The sequence below is a fragment of the Microcoleus sp. S13_C5 genome (assembly GCF_036700845.1).
GTDB lineage: Bacteria > Cyanobacteriota > Cyanobacteriia > Cyanobacteriales > Microcoleaceae > Microcoleus.
The window spans coordinates 1-18528 of sequence record NZ_JAUBPR010000072.1; the positions used below are offsets into that span (position 1 = coordinate 1).

Annotated in this window: 13 protein-coding genes; 5 read left to right on the top strand and 8 right to left on the bottom strand. The window is 43.6% G+C overall.

Annotation, left to right across the window (positions count from 1 at the left end; genetic code table 11):
- Positions 1-85 precede the first annotated feature (85 nt).
- Positions 86-331: a hypothetical protein gene (locus QUA04_RS18565; protein WP_333259002.1), complete on the bottom strand. Its 246-nt coding sequence runs from the start codon at positions 329-331 to the stop codon at positions 86-88.
- Between the two features lie 135 nt (positions 332-466).
- On the opposite strand from QUA04_RS18565, the gene QUA04_RS18570 reads away from it, so the two are divergent.
- The 3 genes from QUA04_RS18570 to QUA04_RS18580 all read left to right on the top strand — a co-directional run bounded on the left by QUA04_RS18570 (position 467) and on the right by QUA04_RS18580 (position 4470).
- On the top strand, positions 467-2416 hold the full coding sequence (locus QUA04_RS18570) for a long-chain fatty acid--CoA ligase (RefSeq protein ID WP_333259004.1): 1950 nt from the start codon (positions 467-469) through the stop codon (positions 2414-2416).
- A 144-nt stretch (positions 2417-2560) separates the two neighbouring features.
- The gene (locus QUA04_RS18575; protein WP_015179467.1) at positions 2561-3001 is read left to right on the top strand and encodes a YlqD family protein; all 441 of its coding nucleotides are present in this window, start codon (positions 2561-2563) and stop codon (positions 2999-3001) included.
- A gap of 173 nt (positions 3002-3174) precedes the next feature.
- Positions 3175-4470, top strand: a complete 1296-nt coding sequence (locus QUA04_RS18580) for a dihydrolipoamide acetyltransferase family protein (RefSeq protein WP_333259041.1) — start codon at positions 3175-3177, stop codon at positions 4468-4470.
- On the opposite strand, the gene QUA04_RS18585 is transcribed toward QUA04_RS18580, so the two are convergent.
- The 3 genes from QUA04_RS18585 to QUA04_RS18595 form a co-directional block, all read right to left on the bottom strand.
- Positions 4471-4692, bottom strand: a complete 222-nt coding sequence (locus tag QUA04_RS18585; RefSeq protein ID WP_333259006.1) for a hypothetical protein — start codon at positions 4690-4692, stop codon at positions 4471-4473.
- Positions 4693-4773: 81 nt separating this feature from the next.
- Positions 4774-6234 (bottom strand): DUF3370 domain-containing protein, encoded by a 1461-nt coding sequence (locus tag QUA04_RS18590; protein ID WP_333259008.1) that lies wholly within the window; start codon positions 6232-6234, stop codon positions 4774-4776.
- Between the two features lie 271 nt (positions 6235-6505).
- Positions 6506-11797 carry an AAA family ATPase gene (locus tag QUA04_RS18595; RefSeq protein WP_333259010.1) on the bottom strand — a complete coding sequence of 1764 codons (5292 nt, stop codon included), beginning with the start codon at positions 11795-11797 and terminating at the stop codon, positions 6506-6508.
- Between the two features lie 707 nt (positions 11798-12504).
- Between QUA04_RS18595 and surE the strand changes: the two genes are divergently transcribed.
- A complete protein-coding gene (surE, locus tag QUA04_RS18600) occupies positions 12505-13182 on the top strand; it encodes a 5'/3'-nucleotidase SurE (protein ID WP_333259043.1) in 678 nt (225 codons plus the stop codon).
- 152 nt (positions 13183-13334) lie between these two features.
- Here the strand turns inward: surE and QUA04_RS18605 are convergent, their stop codons facing one another.
- Positions 13335-14726 carry an ATP-binding protein gene (locus tag QUA04_RS18605; protein ID WP_333259012.1) on the bottom strand — a complete coding sequence of 464 codons (1392 nt, stop codon included), beginning with the start codon at positions 14724-14726 and terminating at the stop codon, positions 13335-13337.
- Positions 14723-15292, bottom strand: coding sequence for a heme NO-binding domain-containing protein (locus tag QUA04_RS18610; RefSeq protein WP_333259013.1), 570 nt, complete (start codon positions 15290-15292; stop codon positions 14723-14725). Before QUA04_RS18610 ends, QUA04_RS18605 begins: the two co-directional genes overlap by 4 nt.
- 430 nt (positions 15293-15722) lie before the next feature.
- On the opposite strand from QUA04_RS18610, the gene QUA04_RS18615 reads away from it, so the two are divergent.
- Entirely contained in the window at positions 15723-16787 is a 1065-nt protein-coding gene (locus QUA04_RS18615; protein WP_333259015.1) for a DNA methyltransferase, read from the top strand.
- On the opposite strand, the gene QUA04_RS18620 is transcribed toward QUA04_RS18615, so the two are convergent.
- Positions 16777-17694, bottom strand: a complete 918-nt coding sequence (locus QUA04_RS18620) for a hypothetical protein (protein WP_333259017.1) — start codon at positions 17692-17694, stop codon at positions 16777-16779. The genes QUA04_RS18615 and QUA04_RS18620 overlap by 11 nt on opposite strands.
- Positions 17691-17954 (bottom strand): helix-turn-helix transcriptional regulator, encoded by a 264-nt coding sequence (locus QUA04_RS18625; protein ID WP_333259019.1) that lies wholly within the window; start codon positions 17952-17954, stop codon positions 17691-17693. Before QUA04_RS18625 ends, QUA04_RS18620 begins: the two co-directional genes overlap by 4 nt.
- Positions 17955-18528: the final 574 nt, after the last annotated feature.

Consider the following 18528-nt stretch of genomic DNA (forward strand, 5'->3'; position numbering starts at 1 on the left):
AAGTTACATCAGCAAATATTTGGAATTGGTTTACTCACTGCTGTTATTGTACCTCACCTTTGTAAGAAATGCTATATATGCAACTTCACATAAAATTGGTATCAGTAGTTTCAGTTTTCTCCAATACCACTTCAACAGTATGTTTGGTTTCAGAACTCAAATCAGCTTTTTGGCGACACCAATCCGCAAATGTTCGCCTATTGTTTCCCGGTTGCGCCCTCGCAATTTCCGGGTAAAGCGCATTTCCAGATAATGCTACGATCGCACTCAAAGCAATTACTATCAACCTTGATAAATTCATGTATTTCTGTGCAACTATAAATTTCATCATTTTGTATCTCTAATTTTCTAAATAGACAATGGCAGGTTTGCAAACTGTCACGACACTGCCACAAAGTTGTAAAATAACTGCGATCTTAAACTTATAGCCAATAATTTTATCTCCCAAAACCCCGGAAAATACCTTATGAACCGCCCAGCATCTTACACATCATCTCAAATGACCGATCGCGATCGCGCTAACCTCAGCCGCCTAATTGATTACAGTTCCATCCAATCAGTACCCGAAATTTGGGCGATCGTCAAACAAAAATTCGGTCAAACCGTCGCCCTCCACGACCCCCACAGCAAGCCAGAAATCAAACTCACCTACACCGACCTCTACCAGCAAATCCAGCAATTCGCCGCTGGCCTCCAAGCCCTCGGCATCGAACCAAATCCAGCAGAACCAGTCCCTCCCCGCGTCGCCCTCTTCGCAGACAACAGCCCCCGCTGGCTGATAGCCGACCAAGGCATCATGATGGCCGGGGCCGCGAACGTTGTTCGAGGTGCCACCGCCGACCCCGAAGAACTCCTGTACATCATCCAAGACAGCGGCAGCACCGCCTTGGTAGTCGAAAACCTGGCATTACTGAAAAAACTGCAACACCGCCTCCCTGATTTGCCCATTCAACTCATCGTCCTCCTCTCCGACGAAGAACCGGAAACCAGCCAAACCCTAAGCACAGTCAAATTTTCCCAAGTGATGACCACAGGGGCAAACCGTCCCTTCAAACCTTCCAATCACAAGCCTCAAACCCTCGCCACCCTCCTCTACACCAGCGGCACCACAGGCAAACCAAAAGGTGTCATGCTGACCCACAGCAACCTCCTGCACCAAGTCACCACCTTCGGCACAATTCTCCAGCCCGAACCGGGCGACTCTGCACTCAGCATCCTGCCCAGTTGGCACGCCTACGAACGCAGCGTCGAATACTTCCTGCTTTCCCAGGGATGCACCCAAATTTACACCAATATTCGCTATTTCAAACAAGACTTTAAAACTTGCAAACCCCATTACATGGTCAGTGTTCCGCGCATCTGGGAATCGATTTATGAGGCTGTACAAAAGCAGTTTCGGGAACAGCCGCCTAACAAACAAAAATTGGTGAATTTCCTGTTATCTTCCAGCCAGCAATACATCGAGAACCGCCGCATTTTCCAAGGATTAACTCTGAGTTTGAAACCGGCTTCTGCTTCCGAAAAACTAATCGCCCGCACCAAAAGCATTCTGTTGTCACCCGTACACGCCCTTGCCGAAAAATTGGTTTACAAAAAAGTCAGGGAAGCTACGGGAGGACGTTTTAAGTGGGCGATTAGCGGCGGCGGTTCTTTGGCAACGCATTTAGACAATTTCTTTGAAATAGCGAATATCGGCTTGTTGGTGGGATACGGTTTAACCGAAACGTCCCCGGTTTTAACTGTGCGTCGCCCTTGGCACAATCTTAAAGGTTCCGCTGGACAGCCGATCGCCCATACGGAAATTAAAATAGTAGACCCAGAAACAAGACAGCAACTGCCCACGGGCCAGCGCGGTTTAGTATTGGCGCGGGGGCCGCAAATCATGGCAGGTTATTATCTTAATCCCCAAGCGACTGCCAAAGCCATAGACTCCGAAGGCTGGTTCGATACCGGGGATTTGGGCTGGCTGACACCGGGAAACGACTTAATCTTGACCGGGCGCGCCAAAGATACGATCGTCCTCAGCAACGGCGAAAACATCGAACCCCAGCCCATAGAAGACGCCTGCGTCCGCAGCCCCTACATCGACCAAATTATGCTAGTAGGTCAAGACCAGAGATCCCTCGGCGCATTAATTGTCCCCAATGCAGAAGCTGTGCAGAAATGGGCAGAAACTCAGAATCCCCCCTTACACGAAATTGACTGGAATAGCAAGACAATCCAAGATTTATTCCGTAAAGAATTGAACCGAGAGGTGCAAAATCGCCCCGGATACCGCGCGGACGATCGCATCGGCCCGTTCCGGTTGATTCAGGAGCCATTTTCGATCGAAAATGGAATGTTGACCCAGACCCTGAAAATTAAGCGCCCGGTTGTGACGCAACACTACCGCGATATGATTGACGGGATGTTTTGAAATATTCGCAGGACTTGGGGAATGGAAAAGAAAAAATTATCCCAACACCCGAGTCCCGAGTCCGAGTCCTCAGCCCTCAGCCATTAGTTCATGTTTACCAACTAATGACTAATTCCTAATTCCTAATTGACAAGCAACAACTTTATGGAACCACAATTACTCTTGAAACGATCGATTAACGTTAAAGTCGTCGTTACTCCCCGCTGGAAAGAAGAAGCTCAACAGCAACTCCAAGCCCAAATCAACCAAATAGACTCTCAGCTACAACAATTAGAAATGCAAGGGCAGCGGATGATTTCAGAAATCCAAAAGCAAAATCTGCAGCCCCCAGGCCCGCAAGTAATGCAGCAAATAGAAAACATTCAAGTGCAGGTGAATCAAAGAAAAAGCGAACTGCTAGAACAGAAAAACCAAAACCTGCAACAGCTTCAGCAAGTGCAGGTGCTAGACCTGGAACAAGAAGTGAGTCAAGGTCAAATTGACGGCACGTTCACTGTCGGGCTCGGAGAAAACTTGATTCAAAAAATGCAAGTAGAAATTCTCCTCCGCGACGGCATAGTCGAAGAAATTCGAGGTGATATTTAGAAATTGGTAAGTGGTAATTGGCGATCGGTAATTGGCAATTGATTTTGAGTCAACATTCACACATCGAGAATGCGAGAGACTGGCATAATAATAAGTATTGCCGATGGCCGATCGCCAATGATCAATTGCCAAATACCGATTACCTATTACCAACTCAAAAGGACTTTTTACAGATGATTCGCGAAGTTTTCATGCCAGCCCTGAGTTCTACCATGACAGAGGGCAAAATTGTTTCCTGGGTCAAATCCGCTGGAGACAAAGTAGAAAAAGGCGAAACGGTGGTAGTGGTTGAATCCGACAAAGCCGACATGGACGTGGAGTCTTTCTACGAAGGTTATTTAGCAATAATTATCGTAGCTGCGGGCGAAGTTGCTCCCGTGGGAGCGGCAATCGCCCTGGTAGCAGAAACAGAAGCCGAAATCGCCGTCGCTCAGCAGCAAGGAGCCGGTGCCCCAAGCGCAGCAGCAGCCCCCGCTCCCAGCCCCGCTCCTGTCAGCGCAGCTACATCGTCAGCAGGTTTGCAGCAAAATGTCAGCCGCCAAAACGGCCGCAGCGTCGTTTCTCCCCGCGCTCGCAAATTAGCCAAAGAGTTTAAAGTAGATTTGAATTCTCTCAAAGGCAGCGGGCCCAACGGCCGCATTGTCGCAGAGGATGTGGAAGCAGCAGCCGGCAAAGCCCAACCCGCTCCGGTTCAGCAACCAGTAACAGTCCCCGCAGCACCCGCACCAGCACCCGCAGCACCCGCCCCAGCAGCAGCCAAACCCGCACCCGCACCAGTCCCGGCGATCACACTTTCTGGTCAAAGAGTACCGATGAACGCGCTGCAAAATGCGGTGGTGCGGAATATGGAAGCAAGTTTGAGCGTGCCGTCTTTCCGCGTTGGTTACACAATTACTACTGATAATCTCGACAAACTCTACAAACAAATTAAGTCGAAGGGCGTCACGATGACGGGTATGCTGGCGAAGGCTGTAGCAGTAACTTTACAAAAACATCCTCTGCTGAATGCTTGTTATGTGGAGTCGGGAATTCAATACCGCGCTGATATTAATGTGGCGGTAGCGGTGGCGATGGACGGCGGCGGTTTGATTACGCCGGTGCTGCAAAATGCCGATCGCCTCGATATTTATTCGCTCTCCCGCAGTTGGAAAGATTTAGTCGATCGCGCCCGCACCAAGCAGTTGAAACCTGATGAATACAGCACGGGAACTTTCACTCTTTCCAATTTGGGAATGTTTGGAGTAGACAAGTTTGACGCGATTTTGCCGCCGAATCAAGGATCGATTTTGGCGATCGGCTCTTCGCGGCCGCAAGTAGTGGCTAATGAAGATGGTTTGATGGGAGTGAAGCGGCAAATGCAGGTGAATATTACTTGCGATCACCGGATTATTTACGGTGCTGATGCTGCGGCATTCTTGCAAGATTTAGCTAAATTGATTGAGACAAATCCTCAATCTTTGACGCTTTAATTAGTTAATGGTTAACTGTTGACTGTTGACGGTTAACAGTTGACTGTTGACTGTCAATGTTTTGCCTTTAATATCAACTCCCCTAGCATCGGAATTAATATTACCCAGAGCCAGGACACGGCAGTGCCGTGTCCCTACAATTAATCGGGGTAGGAACACGGCACTGCCGTGTCCTCGATATCCTTCCGATGCAACCGGAAACGATATTAAATGAACTTTCACTAAAACTTAATGCCTATCTTAACTCATTAATACAAAAACCCAAAGGTTAACAGTCAACAGCCAACCGTCAACCAATAACAACTAATTACTCGATCGCACAGTCAAAACTTGCGGCGGCGTCGCATCCGGCGGATACAAGAAATCCACCTGAACCAAACGGCGTTCCCCCGGCTTCATATTCACATTCACCAAAGGTTCCCCCTGCTGTCCTCTGCGCTGCACGATGTGAATGTAGCGCGTCAAAGTCTTGCCCGTATCATCATTAAACATCACCCGCACCGTACCTCGGAAAAATATCCGATTTTCAGGAGGATCGTAAAACATCAATCCCCCCGATTCTGTATTTGCTTTGATCGGTGTTTGCATTTTAATACTAACAGATTGGGGCTCACGAGATTTGTTGTAAAGCGGAAAAGTTAAGTTGTATTGAATCCCGTAATTGCCATTAGCAAAATAAGCAGTATCGGGATAGCGAGCCAACATTTTAGCGCTTTGAATTTGACCTGTGCCAAAAGTACCCGTATCAGTAGTGCTCAAAGCATAGGAAAATGACTCGCCGCGCTTGGGAATAGTTAAATAATCGGTTCTCGAATTGTCCGTAATTTTAGCTTCCCACTGGGAACCTTCAGCTACTCCTGCCACGCGCCCATAAATTTTTTGCACGGGATTTTCGCCTCTCGGAGTTGGTGCTAAATCTCTCGGCCCCGCTAAACCTTTGGTATATAAAATATTTTCCCACTGTTCTAAAGTCGGATCTTGCTCGACTCCTCCTTGACTTTTAGGAGCAAACATTGCTAATGATGCTACATAAACCGAATTGCTGCTCGACATTCGCATTAAAGTCGATCGACCGTTGGAAGAAGGCGTGACATTCCCCACAGGTATCGGCAAATTCATCAGCATTCGGCTCTGATTTGCCGGAATCTCGATCGCCGCAGGCAAAATGCTTTGTCTGTATCCCCGCAATACATCGCTCGTGATGCGGCTTCCAGGCCCCGCAAACACAGTACCGAATCGATTTTCTAAATACGACGGCAAATCGACAAACAAGGCATCCGGGCGAGTTAAATAAGTCGCTCCTTGCAATACTTTTAAAGTAACAGGTTCGGAGTTGGGATTGTGGACAATTATTCCTTGAAATAAGGTGCGAGTTTCTCCGCGATTTTTAGCTTTAGCGATGTGGTGGGCAAAGATGTCAAATCGACCTTTGAAGGGAAAGTTTAAGTGTGCAGAAGGTACTTGTTTTCCTTCCGGGGGAAATGTGGAGAGCAAAATGCCTTCGGTTTGCACAACTTCTGGGCTGTTGCTGTTGAAAACCGGGATGTTGTCGAGTTGTCCGGGTAGTACGCGCACTTGCTGGGGCATTGTCACTGTTTTCAGCGGGCTGCGGCTTGGCTGTGGTGGCAAATCCAGTTCGTTTTCGGGTACTGGGACTTCTGGGTCGATGATCAGTTGTTGTTGGACGGGAGGTGCGGGGATTGTTTGAGCTAGGGGGAAAATTGGCAAAAACATTGCTGTGAGCGCGTTTAACTGAACTTGCATTGATATTGGGTCGATCCTCTTCGTTGGCGTAGCCCCCGTAGGTAGGGGCGGGCTCCGCTAACCGGCGATCGACACAAAACTTTACCACAAGTTGGTTGATGTGTTTGAGGAATTTTGGATTTTAGCACAGACGTGGCGCTCAGCTTTCGATCGCACCTTCCTGAGTCCGCGCACCATTTCCAAAATTGTTGGGCGTGAAGTCGGCTTCGATCGTCGGACGCTCAAACAATTTACCAATTACCAATTACCAATTACCAATTACCAACTTGCGTTATTTCTGTTTTAGGACTACCAACGTAATGTCGTCAAAAACTTTATGTTTGTCAATATGTTGCAGCAGATGATCAATTACTGCTTGTCGAATTTTTTCAGCCGTTTTGTGCCGATTTTCTTGGGTCACTTGGCACAATCTTTCTATGCCGTAATACACTTTATTTATATTTTCAGCTTCGGTAATTCCATCTGTGTAAAGCACTACTACATCTCCTCGATTAAGATGCACTTGAACTTGGGAAACAAAATCAGCAATATCTTCCTCTAATCCCAGAGGAAAGCCGAGTTCCATTGTATCGATCCGTTCGATGTTACCATCAGTACGGACTACAATTATTTCTTCATGTTGACCGCTGAGGGTAAAGTTACTATCTTGATAATCTAACAAAGCCAAGGTCATGTTTCTAGACGAGTCGATGCGCTCGATATTGGCATAAAGGGTGCGGTTTAACACATCAAGAAACTTCACCGGATCGGTTTCGTTCATTTGTTGGAGAGTGCGGACGGCGGTTTGCGCCATAATCATTAATACGCCACTTTCTAAACCATGTCCGGTAACATCGCCGATGCTAATTTTTACCTGATCATTTTGGGTTAGCACGTCGTAGTAGTCGCCACCCACTTCATCGGCAGGTTGCATATATCCAGCTATTTCTAATCCTTTAATTTTATCAAGTTCTGATTGTTTGGGCAAGATCATTTGTTGCAGTCGTTTCGTGACTTCTAACTCAGCACTGAGGCGGATGTTTTCGGCTTTAAGTTTGTTGTTTAGTCCGCTAATTTCCTGGTTTGCTTGGGCGAGTTGGGCGGTGCGTTGTTGCACCTTTTCTTCTAAAGTTTGATAGAGACGGGCATTTTCGATGGAGATCGCAGCTTGGGCGGAAATGATGTTGAGGACTTCTAAGCGATCGCGCGTAAAAGCCCCCGCTGTTAAATTATTTTCTAGGTATAAGATGCCTACCAACTTACCTTGATTGATCAGGGGGCTACACAAAATAGATTTAGGTCGCTGCTGAATAATATACGGGTCAGAGGCAAACCTAGTTTCACTGGTTGCATCATCGATCGCAAGAGTTTCTTGCGTGCGTTCTACATAATTAACCAGCGAGATAGGAATCTCTTGACTTTCAGTCGCTGACTTGGATATTAATTGACATCGTTCACCCGTACATTGAGCTTCAATTTTCCACTTACCTGCTGGGTCAGGTATGAGGAAATAAAATTTTTCCGCTCCCGCGTTTTCCAGCAAGACTTGCATCAAATTCGAGAGCAATTCATCCAGATTAACTTTCCCTGAGAGCGCTTGGGAGGCTTTGATAATTGTTGATAAATCCAGCTCGTTTGCAGAACCTGAACTGGTAGAAGTGACAGTGGTTCGGGTCTGAACAATCGTTTCGTCTCTTCCACTCGTCAGGCTGTTTTTCCTACCGACGACTGGTGCGAGTAATTTAGCATGGCGCTCTTCTAAATCTTTAACTTTTGCCTTTGCTCCCCAGCGAATATAAGCATAGTAAGCGTCTATCATGTAGGTACGCGCTACTTTCTGACGACCTAAAGTTAAATAAAATTCTGCTGCTAGTTCATTGGCGAGGGCTTCGTGCTGGACATATCCATTTTCCTTGGCTCCATCTATCGCCAGGTCGTAATATTCCATTGCTGAGAAAGATTGCCCCAAGACGCGGGCTTTTTCTCCTTCTATTAAGTCATACTTATGCTGGAAGTTTGCTGGGCAATTCTGCGCCCAATATTTCATCTTATTCTGATTTTCTACCACCCTGGTCATTGATTGTTCTTGCTCTGAGGCAGCAACATGGAAATATTGTGCCAGCCGAGCCAGAGAATCATAAAAGTTATATTCGCTAAAGACCATCAGGGCGCGTACAGGGTCTACATATTTTGACGCTATTTTGGCATTTTCTACAGAGCGCTCATAATCTTTAAATAAGTAATAAAGCATTGTTTTAGCAAAGTATACATAAAAAATAGAGTTAATATTGTTGGTTTCTAAAAAACGGGGTAGCATTCCTGATTCATCAAATTTTTCACCCTTTAAAAGACATTTATCGTCAGATTTGCCAAGCAAATTTAAAACTACTTGGGCGCATATTTTAGTATAGTTTAGCTGGTATTCTCGCTGGCATTTCCTCATCATCTCAATATATTGGGTATGTCTTTCTGCAACATATTCCAGATGTTCCCCGCTAAAAAATTGATGTTCGCAGTAGAAAATAGCAGCATGACAAGCAAATTCTAGATCGCCCGTTTCCAGTCCGCTTTGAATTGACTGACGCAAAGGTTCTATAGTTTCTCTAACATACTCTTTCCAGAATCCGATAGCAGCAAAGTAGAGAGCATAGGTTCTAGATTTTTCTGTTTTAACATCTAACTTATCTAACAGATTTAAACTCAGGTTGCCAAATTTATATCCAGCATCTAGATCTGCCAAAGGACCACATAAAAGCCAGCCAGTCATACCGTAGGCGTAAATTGATTGAGGTGCATTCCCGTACTGAATAGAGAGATTGACGGTCGTAAAAACAATGGGTAGACCAAGCCCGTTATTTAAAATAAAAGCTGCTGGCTGTATGTTAGTTAATATATCCATTGCCGCAATTTTTAGCGGATCTGTCATTTGCGGAATGTTAATTAAATCGTCTATAACGATGTCTTTTGGAAGTTCGGGTAATAGTTTTATTCCCAACATTTCTATAACTTGCATTCCTGTATCTACAGCTAATTGCATCTCGTTTTGGGCAATATACATCTTAATTATTAAATTGTTAAATTTTGCTTGATCGAGTAGGTTTTTAGATTGTTCTATTCCCTGGTTTGCCAATGCTTTTGCTCGCTCGATAGTAGCGCTTAGATATGCGGCTTCAACCGCTTCTAAATAAAGGCTAATCGTTAAGCCATAATTGCAATTCCAACTATCTACCGCTAGAAGTTCTAGACCTACATTCAAATAATTAACAGCAGCTTCATAGGCAGTTGCTGCCTTTGCTTTCTGTCCGGCGATCAGGTTTAATTCAGCTAACTCATCTTTTTCTGACTGATGAGTTAGCAAATCTATGCCAAAATTCAGTTGGTTAACCAGAGCAAAAATATTATCTTTTCGCTCTTGCTCTGTTGTATTATTCAGCAGCAGTTGACCAATTTTGAGGTGAGTGGCTTTTTTCTCCGATTCTGGAATCAAAGAATAGGCTGCTTGCTGCACTCTGTCGTGCAAAAATTTGTATTCAACTTTGACATCCCGTACAGATGCCAACTCTTCCTGGGCAAATACTAGAGGAATTTTGTAATTTTCAGACAGCGGCAGAATCAAACCCGCTTGCATTGCCTCCCACAAATGAGCAGCCGTCGCTATGTTTGATTCTTCATTGACAATTGATAAAACTTCTAAGTTAAATTGGTTGCCAATACAAGCCGCTAGTTTTAATGCTTTCTGGGTTGTTTCTGGGAGTTTGCGAATATTTCGGGCAACCAGTTCAATAATATTGAAATCTGCGATACCAATCGCTTGGATTTGTTGAATATCCCATTCCCAGCGATCTGTATCTATCTGATAAACCAGCAGATTTTCCGAGTACAGGGTTTTGAGTAGCTGGGTTAAGAAAAACGGATTCCCTTGGGTTTTATTAAAAAGTAACTCAGAAAAAACTTTTATTTGCTCTGAATTTACGCTGGCATCGAGAGTGTCGGCGATTAATTGGTTGACGCTATCCAAAGCCAGCGCCTGAATGGTGATATTATTCACCACCGTTTCAGTTTCTTGAATTTTTTCTATTGTCTGAATTAAAGAATGAACGGGACTGACTTCGTTATCTCGATAAGCTCCAATCGTTAACAAATATTTGCTATCTGGGTCAGTGACTAAGAGTTGGATTAACTTTAGAGATGCCGAATCTGCCCACTGTAAATCGTCTAGGAATATGACTAGCGGGTGTTCGGGTTGACAAAAAACGCGAATAAATTGTTGAAATACCCGATTAAATCTGTTTTGAGATTCCGATGAACCCAGTTGAAGAACTTCAGGCTGTTTACCGATAATTAGTTCTACTTCGGGGATAACATCAATAATAACTTGACTGTTATTATCTAGCGCTTTTAATAAGTTTTCTTTCCAAATAGCAATCTGTTGGGAACTTTCGGTTAATAGCTGACGAACTAATTCTTGAAACGCTTGGATTAACGCCGCATAGGGAATATTGCGTTTAAACTGGTCAAACTTACCCGGAATAAAATATCCCCTAGCTGCTACAATTGGTTTATGAACTTCATTGACGATTGAAGTTTTACCAATCCCGGAATAACCGGAAACTAACATCATCTCGGTGGCACCGAGGCTGACTCGTCCAAAGGCATCTAGAAGAATTTGGACTTCGCTTTCTCTACCATAAAGCTTCTGGGGAATGAGTAATTGGTTGCCGCGATCGCGTTGACCGATGGGAAAATTTTCAATCTTTCCAGTTGTCTGCAATTGCTGCAAACAAGTTTCCAGGTCAAATTTTAATCCCGCCGCACTTTGATATCGGTCTTCCGCATTTTTTGCTAACAGTTTCATCACAATATCTGAAACCGCTTGAGGAATTTCTGCTACCTCTTTAGGTGGGACGGGTTGTTTGGCAATATGACAGTAAACCAACTCCATCGGATCGGTGGTAGTAAATGGCAACTGGTTGGTCAGTATTTCATAGAAAGTCACTCCTAAAGAATAGAAGTCTGTGCGGTAGTCAATTGCTCGATTCATCCTCCCCGTTTGTTCGGGTGACATATAGGCGAGAGTCCCTTCTAGCAGGTTGGGATTGCTAATGCTTTGGTTTTTCAATTCCAAGCGCGATGAAATACTAAAGTCAGTCAGTTTTACTTTTCCGGTCGCTGGATTGATAATGATATTTGAGGGCTTAATGTCTTTGTGAATTATCGGTACTTGATGGAGATATATCAAAGTTTCAGATAGAGCGATCGCTACCCTCAGCCACTCGGTTATTGACAGGTTATTGGCTGCCATAAAATGATAAAGGGATAGACCCCCCAAATCTTCTAATATTAGCGCTAAACTATTCTGATAATTTTCTAAGTTGTAAGTTTTGACAATTCCTTCACACTCTAAATTTTGAGTAATTATAAATTCTTGTCTTAAATTGGTGATTTGTTCAAGCGTAGGATATTCATTTTTTATTATTTTAACGATAACAAGCTGTCGATCCCGATTTCTTATCCCTCGATAAACAACGGTTCTGACTCCTTCGTAAATATTTTCTATAATTTCGTATCCTGAAAGAACGATCATTTTTTTCACCTTACCCTTTTCATTAACTATTCTAAATCGATGTTATCGAGTTCATCCCGACTGGCGGTCATAATTGACTGAGGAACTGGGGGACAGCGTGCTTTGGTATTGCTTTGAGTGGGTTCGCTCATGTGGCTCTCCTGAGTTAAAATGTAATAATGGTAACAGTGTAGATAAGTATTTGATTTATGAATGGGAAATGAGGACTGTAACTTAGATACTATCTTTGATAAAGATTTGATATCTATTCTCCCATCCCCTGCGTCAAAGCGATTGGAATCGACATTAACTTATTATCGGCTCTCTCGTACTTATGGTAATAATGCAAGCTAATAATTTAGCACGATCGAGGGTTTCAACCTTCAGTTTCAGATACTTAGTATCATCTGCTACTTTTAACACCAAGCATCGGGGAGAGCCGAGGAAAAAATTATGTGATTAGATGTTTGCATCGACACTGATGTCATGAATGCTGCACTGGGGCAAGCGTAACAAGTCGCTTTAGCTGTCATATCAAGGTGCGACTGGGCTAAAATCTGGCGCGCCACATTTCTGCGGCAACTGTTTAATTAATGCGATGATATAAATGTGTGGCAATGCTCATACTGACGATCGCCACCAACCAACAACCAATTTGGGCTAGAGCTACCAGAAGGTTGCCAGCCTCTGCGCTCTCAAATCGGTTCTATAAAACCGACACATTTTTAATGACGATAATTTTAACCAACGACGACGGCATCGATGCTCCGGGCATTCAAGCACTTTTGCAGGCTGTCAGCGGCAAAACAATTATGGTGGCTCCCCAAGGCCAATTGTCCGGCTGCGGGCATCAAGTGACGGCTCACAGTCCGATTCATGTCGATCGGCGATCGGAATTTGAGTATGCTGTAGGGGGAACACCGGCCGATTGCGTGCGTATTGCTCTTCATCACGTTTGTGCGAAGCCGGATTTGGTGCTTTCGGGTATTAACGCGGGTGGCAATTTGGGGGTTGACGTGTATATTTCGGGTACGGTTGCGGCTGTGCGGGAAGCAGCCATGCACGGTATTCCGGGCATCGCAATTTCCCACCGGGTTAAAAGGCCGCTCGAAATAGATTGGGATGTCGCTACTCGTTGGACATCGCGGGTATTGGCGGATTTGCTGAACCGGGAACCAAAGTCGGGGTGTTTCTGGAATGTGAATTTGCCACATTTAGCGCCGGGAAGTGCGGAACCGGAAATTGTGTTTTGCCAGCCTTCGACGCAGCCACTGCCGGTGGTTTACCGGATGGAGGGAGAATACTTTTATTATGCGGGAGAGTATGGATCGCGCGATCGGGCGCCGGGGACTGATGTTGACGTGTGTTTTGAGGGTAATATTGCGGTGACTGAGATATCGCTGTGATAGATTTGGGCGATCGGAGCAAACGATATTTTTTGCATTGTTTGCCCAAAAAAGCGTCAAGGGATCGGCTCATCAAAACTTAGGATAGGAAGCAATTTCTTAAGAATCTCAGCGGCTTCAGCCCGCTTGAGTTTCAACTTACAGGTTTGAATTTAGAGCGGTATCTCGATCGTAAATTCTGCTCCTTCTCCCGCTGCAGAAATACAGCTTAACTTACCCCCGTGCTTTTCCACCACAATCGAATAACTAATTGACAATCCCAAACCCGTACCACTTCCCACCGGCTTCGTCGTAAAAAATGGCTCAAATATCTTGTTGATTACCGACTGTTCCATACCCAGACCATTGTCAGCCATGCTCACTACCAAATTCTGAGAATCATTAACTAAAGTCCGAATAATAATGGTGGGTTCTTTGTTCCAGTCAGCACAATTTTTATGTGCATTTCGCAAAGCATCTATGCCATTACTGATAATATTCATAAATACCTGATTAATTGCCGATGCGTAGCACTGGACTAAAGGCAATTTACCATATTGTTTAATCACTTGAATCTCTCGATCTTCAGCATTAGATTTCAGTCGATGCTGCAAAATCAACAAAGTGCTCTCAATTCCAGAATGAATATCTACAGGTTTGATTTCCGCTTCATCGTGGCGGGAGAAATTTCTGAGAGAATTAACTATTTTGCGAATACGTTCACTGCCAATTTTGATAGAATTAAGAATTTTAGGAAGATCCTGTTCTAAAAAAATGAGATCTATTATGGCGGCTTCTTCTTCAATTTCCGATGGTGGCTGCGGATAGTATTTCTGATAAAGGTGTAATAAATTTATTAGGTTTTGGACATCCTCTTGCAGATATTTCAAGTTACCATGAATAAAGTTAACCGGATTATTAATTTCATGGGCAATTCCTGCAACTAACTGGCCTAAACTAGACATTTTCTCTGCTTGAATTAGGTGTGATTGCGTTTGTTGAAGTTCACTCAATGCCTGCTTTAAATGTTGTGCTTGAATTTGGGATAAAGAAGTCAGTTCTTTCTGAACCTCTAGTGATGCTTGAAGCTGATTTTTCTGCTTAGTTAATTCTTCTGTAAGGCTTTGAACTTCCCGAATTGCTGTTTGGCTAGTTTGTTGCAAAAACAAAAAATCGGGAGTCAGATCGTGGATGGCAAACTCTTTCAACTTAACCGCTAATTTCGAGAGTAGGCTTGAGTCGGGAGTCCACACAGAGCAGATAAAGAGGATCACCCGCTCCTCTTTCAGAGCGACCATTTGCCCCTTTAATCGTAGAGAGTTATGTCGGGATTCCAGAATAAATAATGATTTGAGTTTTTGCTGAATCGTCAAAAAGTTAAATACGATCGCTGGCTGATGAATTTGAAAATGTTGATCTATCTGTTCACCTAATAATGGTATTTGATGAGTCCGTTGCAATACCTCGCCAACTTGGACAATCTCCAGATTTTGATTAAATCCTATATGAAATGGAAATATATCGCAAAACATCTGGGGATTCAGTGTATATAGCGGCTTAGTCATGAATCATTTACAATCTCTTCCGATCTGTACTCAATCCGAAATATGTCATGCTCGAATCCTTCTTCACGGGATTGAGTGTGTGCGATCTCAACTGCTGTCTCGAAGCGATCGCCCAAACCTTTAACTAACCCGACTACCATTGGTGCGAAACCTTCCCGTGTAGAGCGATAATGCAGCTCGATCACATCTCGCGCAACTTCTGTACATTCAAAAGATGGTGGTCGCAACTTAGGGAATTGCACCCCAATCCGAATATGTAAATCATCTAGATTTTCTAGAAATTCGGGTAATGTATCTCCAGCCATATCTAGTATTTCTTGATAACCTGCAGTAGCAGTAAATTTCACCCAGTATTCGCCAAATGCCTGCATAATTTCTGCACCCGGCAAGCCAAGCACTTCACTGGCCGATTTAACTAGACGATGAGTCAAATCATCAGGATAAGCTTCTAAAATGAGAAATTGCTTGTCTAGGACTTGCGCTTTCTGCTTAATTTTTTCCCAAGTAGCTTCATCAAAACGCTCGCATACCATGTCTTGAATCGCACGATTAACTAAACCATACATTTCAACTGCCTCCAGTTATACTGGTAATTTACTTTTATCAATCATAAAAAAATTGATATCGAGTCAGTTTTTTGACTGTAGAATTTACACCGAGCGAAATTTCGTGTATCATATCACAGTTTTCTATGCGATAGATAGTTAGTCATCATTTTGTGCCTTTACGTACATATTTAGTAAAGTTAAGTATTTCCACTTAAATATAAAATTTTTGTAGGCTGGGTAGAGCGGCCAGAGTTACCTTTGAGGATTTGTTAGGTTGAGCGAGCTCTTACCTCTTTTTTGCCACAATCACAATAAATCCCTATTAGGGATTGAAACACTGAGGCTGTCGTCTCTCAGGGTTCGACACTATACGGGTCTTACCAACCAGATATCCCAAAATAGGATAAGGTATTAGTTACTGAATTTTTAGAACCACGTAAATCAACAAATGAGTCGATGTAACCCTGAAGCCAATTCTCCCAGCATCTTAAAACGCAAAGCGAGCAGCACTGTTGGTCGTGGCAAAGTAGCTAATCTCAATACCAATTTTAATTTTTCTACATGGAGTGACGAATACGTTACTTTATATCTGGGCGATAGTCTCCATCACTACGACAATTGGGAGCGACCTACTGTCATCGTTTCAGATGGAGCTTACGGTATTCTTGGGTTTGAAGGAGACACGTCCGATCACATTGATTTACCTAATTGGTATCAACCTCATATCGAGGCATGGTCAAAAGCAGCCATGCCATGCACAACACTCTGGTTTTGGAATTCAGAGATTGGTTGGGCTATTGTGCATCCACTTCTAGAAAAATATGGTTGGCGCTATGTCAATTCCAATATTTGGAACAAGGGAAAAGGTCATATCGCAGGGAATGTTAACACACAGAAAATTCGCAGGTTCCCCGTCGTTACAGAAGTCTGCGTTCAATACGTTAGAGAAGTAACAGTTAAGGAACTTACCTTAAAGGCGTGGTTATTGCAAGAGTGGAAACGCTCTGGGTTGCCGTTACGACGGGCCAATAATGCTTGCGGGGTGGTGGATGCAGCAACCAGGAAATACTTCGATCAAGGGCATTTGTGGTATTTCCCTCCGACCGAGATGTTTGAAAGGCTAGTGAACTATGCAAATGAGTATGGTAGTCCTCAAGGAAAACCATACTTTTCGCTGGATGGCAATCAGCCTTTAACGGGACAAGAATGGAGCAAGATGCGATCGAAATTTAGATGCCCTCACGGTTTTACAAACGTTTGGGATCGTCAAGCTTTACGGGGCGATGAGAGAGTTAAAACTCTATCGGGAAAAGCATTACATCTCAACCAAAAACCTCTGGATCTGATGAACCTTATTGTTGAGGCATCGAGCGATGAAAACGATGTTATATGGGAACCTTTTGGTGGACTTTTTAGTGCAGCTTTGTCAGCACGTAAACTAAAACGAAAAGCCTTTTCTTGCGAGATCGACCCAGACTATTTCTACTATGGTGTACAGAGATTTAATCAATAATTTCATCAATACTCTCTTCTCTAATCTGTAGATAATCTTGTAGGGATTTCTTGATGCTGCCTTCTAGGCGACTTGATAAAAGCTTATTCCACCTACCAACGGTCATACCGGAAACTTCAGTATTGTAGACACGTCGCTTAAATTCCTCAATGCCTGGATGTACAATTCTGTCCATCTTTGCAAAATTTGTATCTAGTCTATATTCATAGCGTATCCGTAGCTCCCGCAGAAGGCGCTGATACTCTCTAGTTGGTTTGTAGACTTTTCCTTGAGTACCCCATGAATCAACTATTTTCTCAGCTTCTAAAAACTCCTCAGCAGAGCCTTGGAATTTATATCCACTGGTGTTTGTTTGTTGCAAATTTGCTGTTCTTTGAGTTGTATCTTCCGGCTCTAAAACAAGATAATCCGGCGGATTGTGGTAGTGGGTATCTCTCGCTACAGCTACCGATAAACCAGAGACAACGCACACATCAAGAATGCGAGGCTTGCCATAGATGATTTTATCGGGTAGCCATGCCAGGATAGCAACGTAGGTCTGATCGAACCTAAAGTGATTTTGACTATCTTTGAAACGTGCTGTTATCTCTGTTGCTAGTGGGAACCACGCTTTAATTTCTAATCCTGGCGTTGGTTGAACTCTGCCGAGGAAAATAGTATCTGGAAAGCCTGGATCTTGCCTATGCCACTTTCCAAATTCACTGAACTCATTTTGTTGATTCAAGAATTCAACGGTGTTAAATTCGATTAAATTTCCGACTAAGGGCGAAAGCTTTGAGATAACTTTAGACAGGTTCACCGCTGCATCTACGGTAACAGGTTTAGATACATCTAAAACGTCGAAAGTGTTACCCGATAAGCGATCGAGATATTGGGATGCAAGTCTGATTACATCTTGCGTATTCATATCTCCCTCTCACAAGATGCTTCAGATATTTTTTGTGAAATTTTCCTAATAATATTGCAAGGATCTACACCAATTACATGAGCAACTAACAGAAACTCAATTACATCTAACCGTCGTTCACCGTTTTCATATTTGGCTACGAAAGACTGGGGCTTTTTAAGAGATTTAGCAACAGACTCCTGAGTTAGTTGCGCTTCTTTACGAGCCGCAATCATACAGCAACGGAATGTTTCATATTCATCGCTAAAAACAGATTTCATTATACTTTGGGTTTAGCACTGCATATACCGTAGGTATAATAAAATCTGTTTTCGGATTATCCCCAAATAGGATATGGTAATTTATTCAGAATTGATACTAATAAAACTTAAACAAAATTAATCACAGTTCAAAGAGTCGCAGCTATCTCTACTTCCGGCCCTCGGTGCTACCATAATTTTTCTTGTCATCCTTCGGCTTCGCAACACCATCAGGTTGTTTCTTTGGCTTTTTGACTTCTTTGTTGCTTTTTCTTTCTTTTGACATAATGATTCCTCAATTTTGACTCAGCATAACATAGATTCACACATTTGCCTAACGGCCAGTAGAGGGGGTGAGCCTATACAGAGATTACTCGCTCTTAGGTTTGTACAATCTACGGTATATTATCCGCTAGGTTTTGAACGAATACCCTCTACCGTTAGGCATAGCAATAAATCCCTCAGAAGTACAATGTCTGAAATTACTTTTCAGCCCGATCACTCAAGCAAATATTGAAAAGCGCTATCGTCTAACTGCTGCGAGGCAACAGAGAAAAATTATCGCTGATTAAGCTGTTGTTTCACATCTAAATTT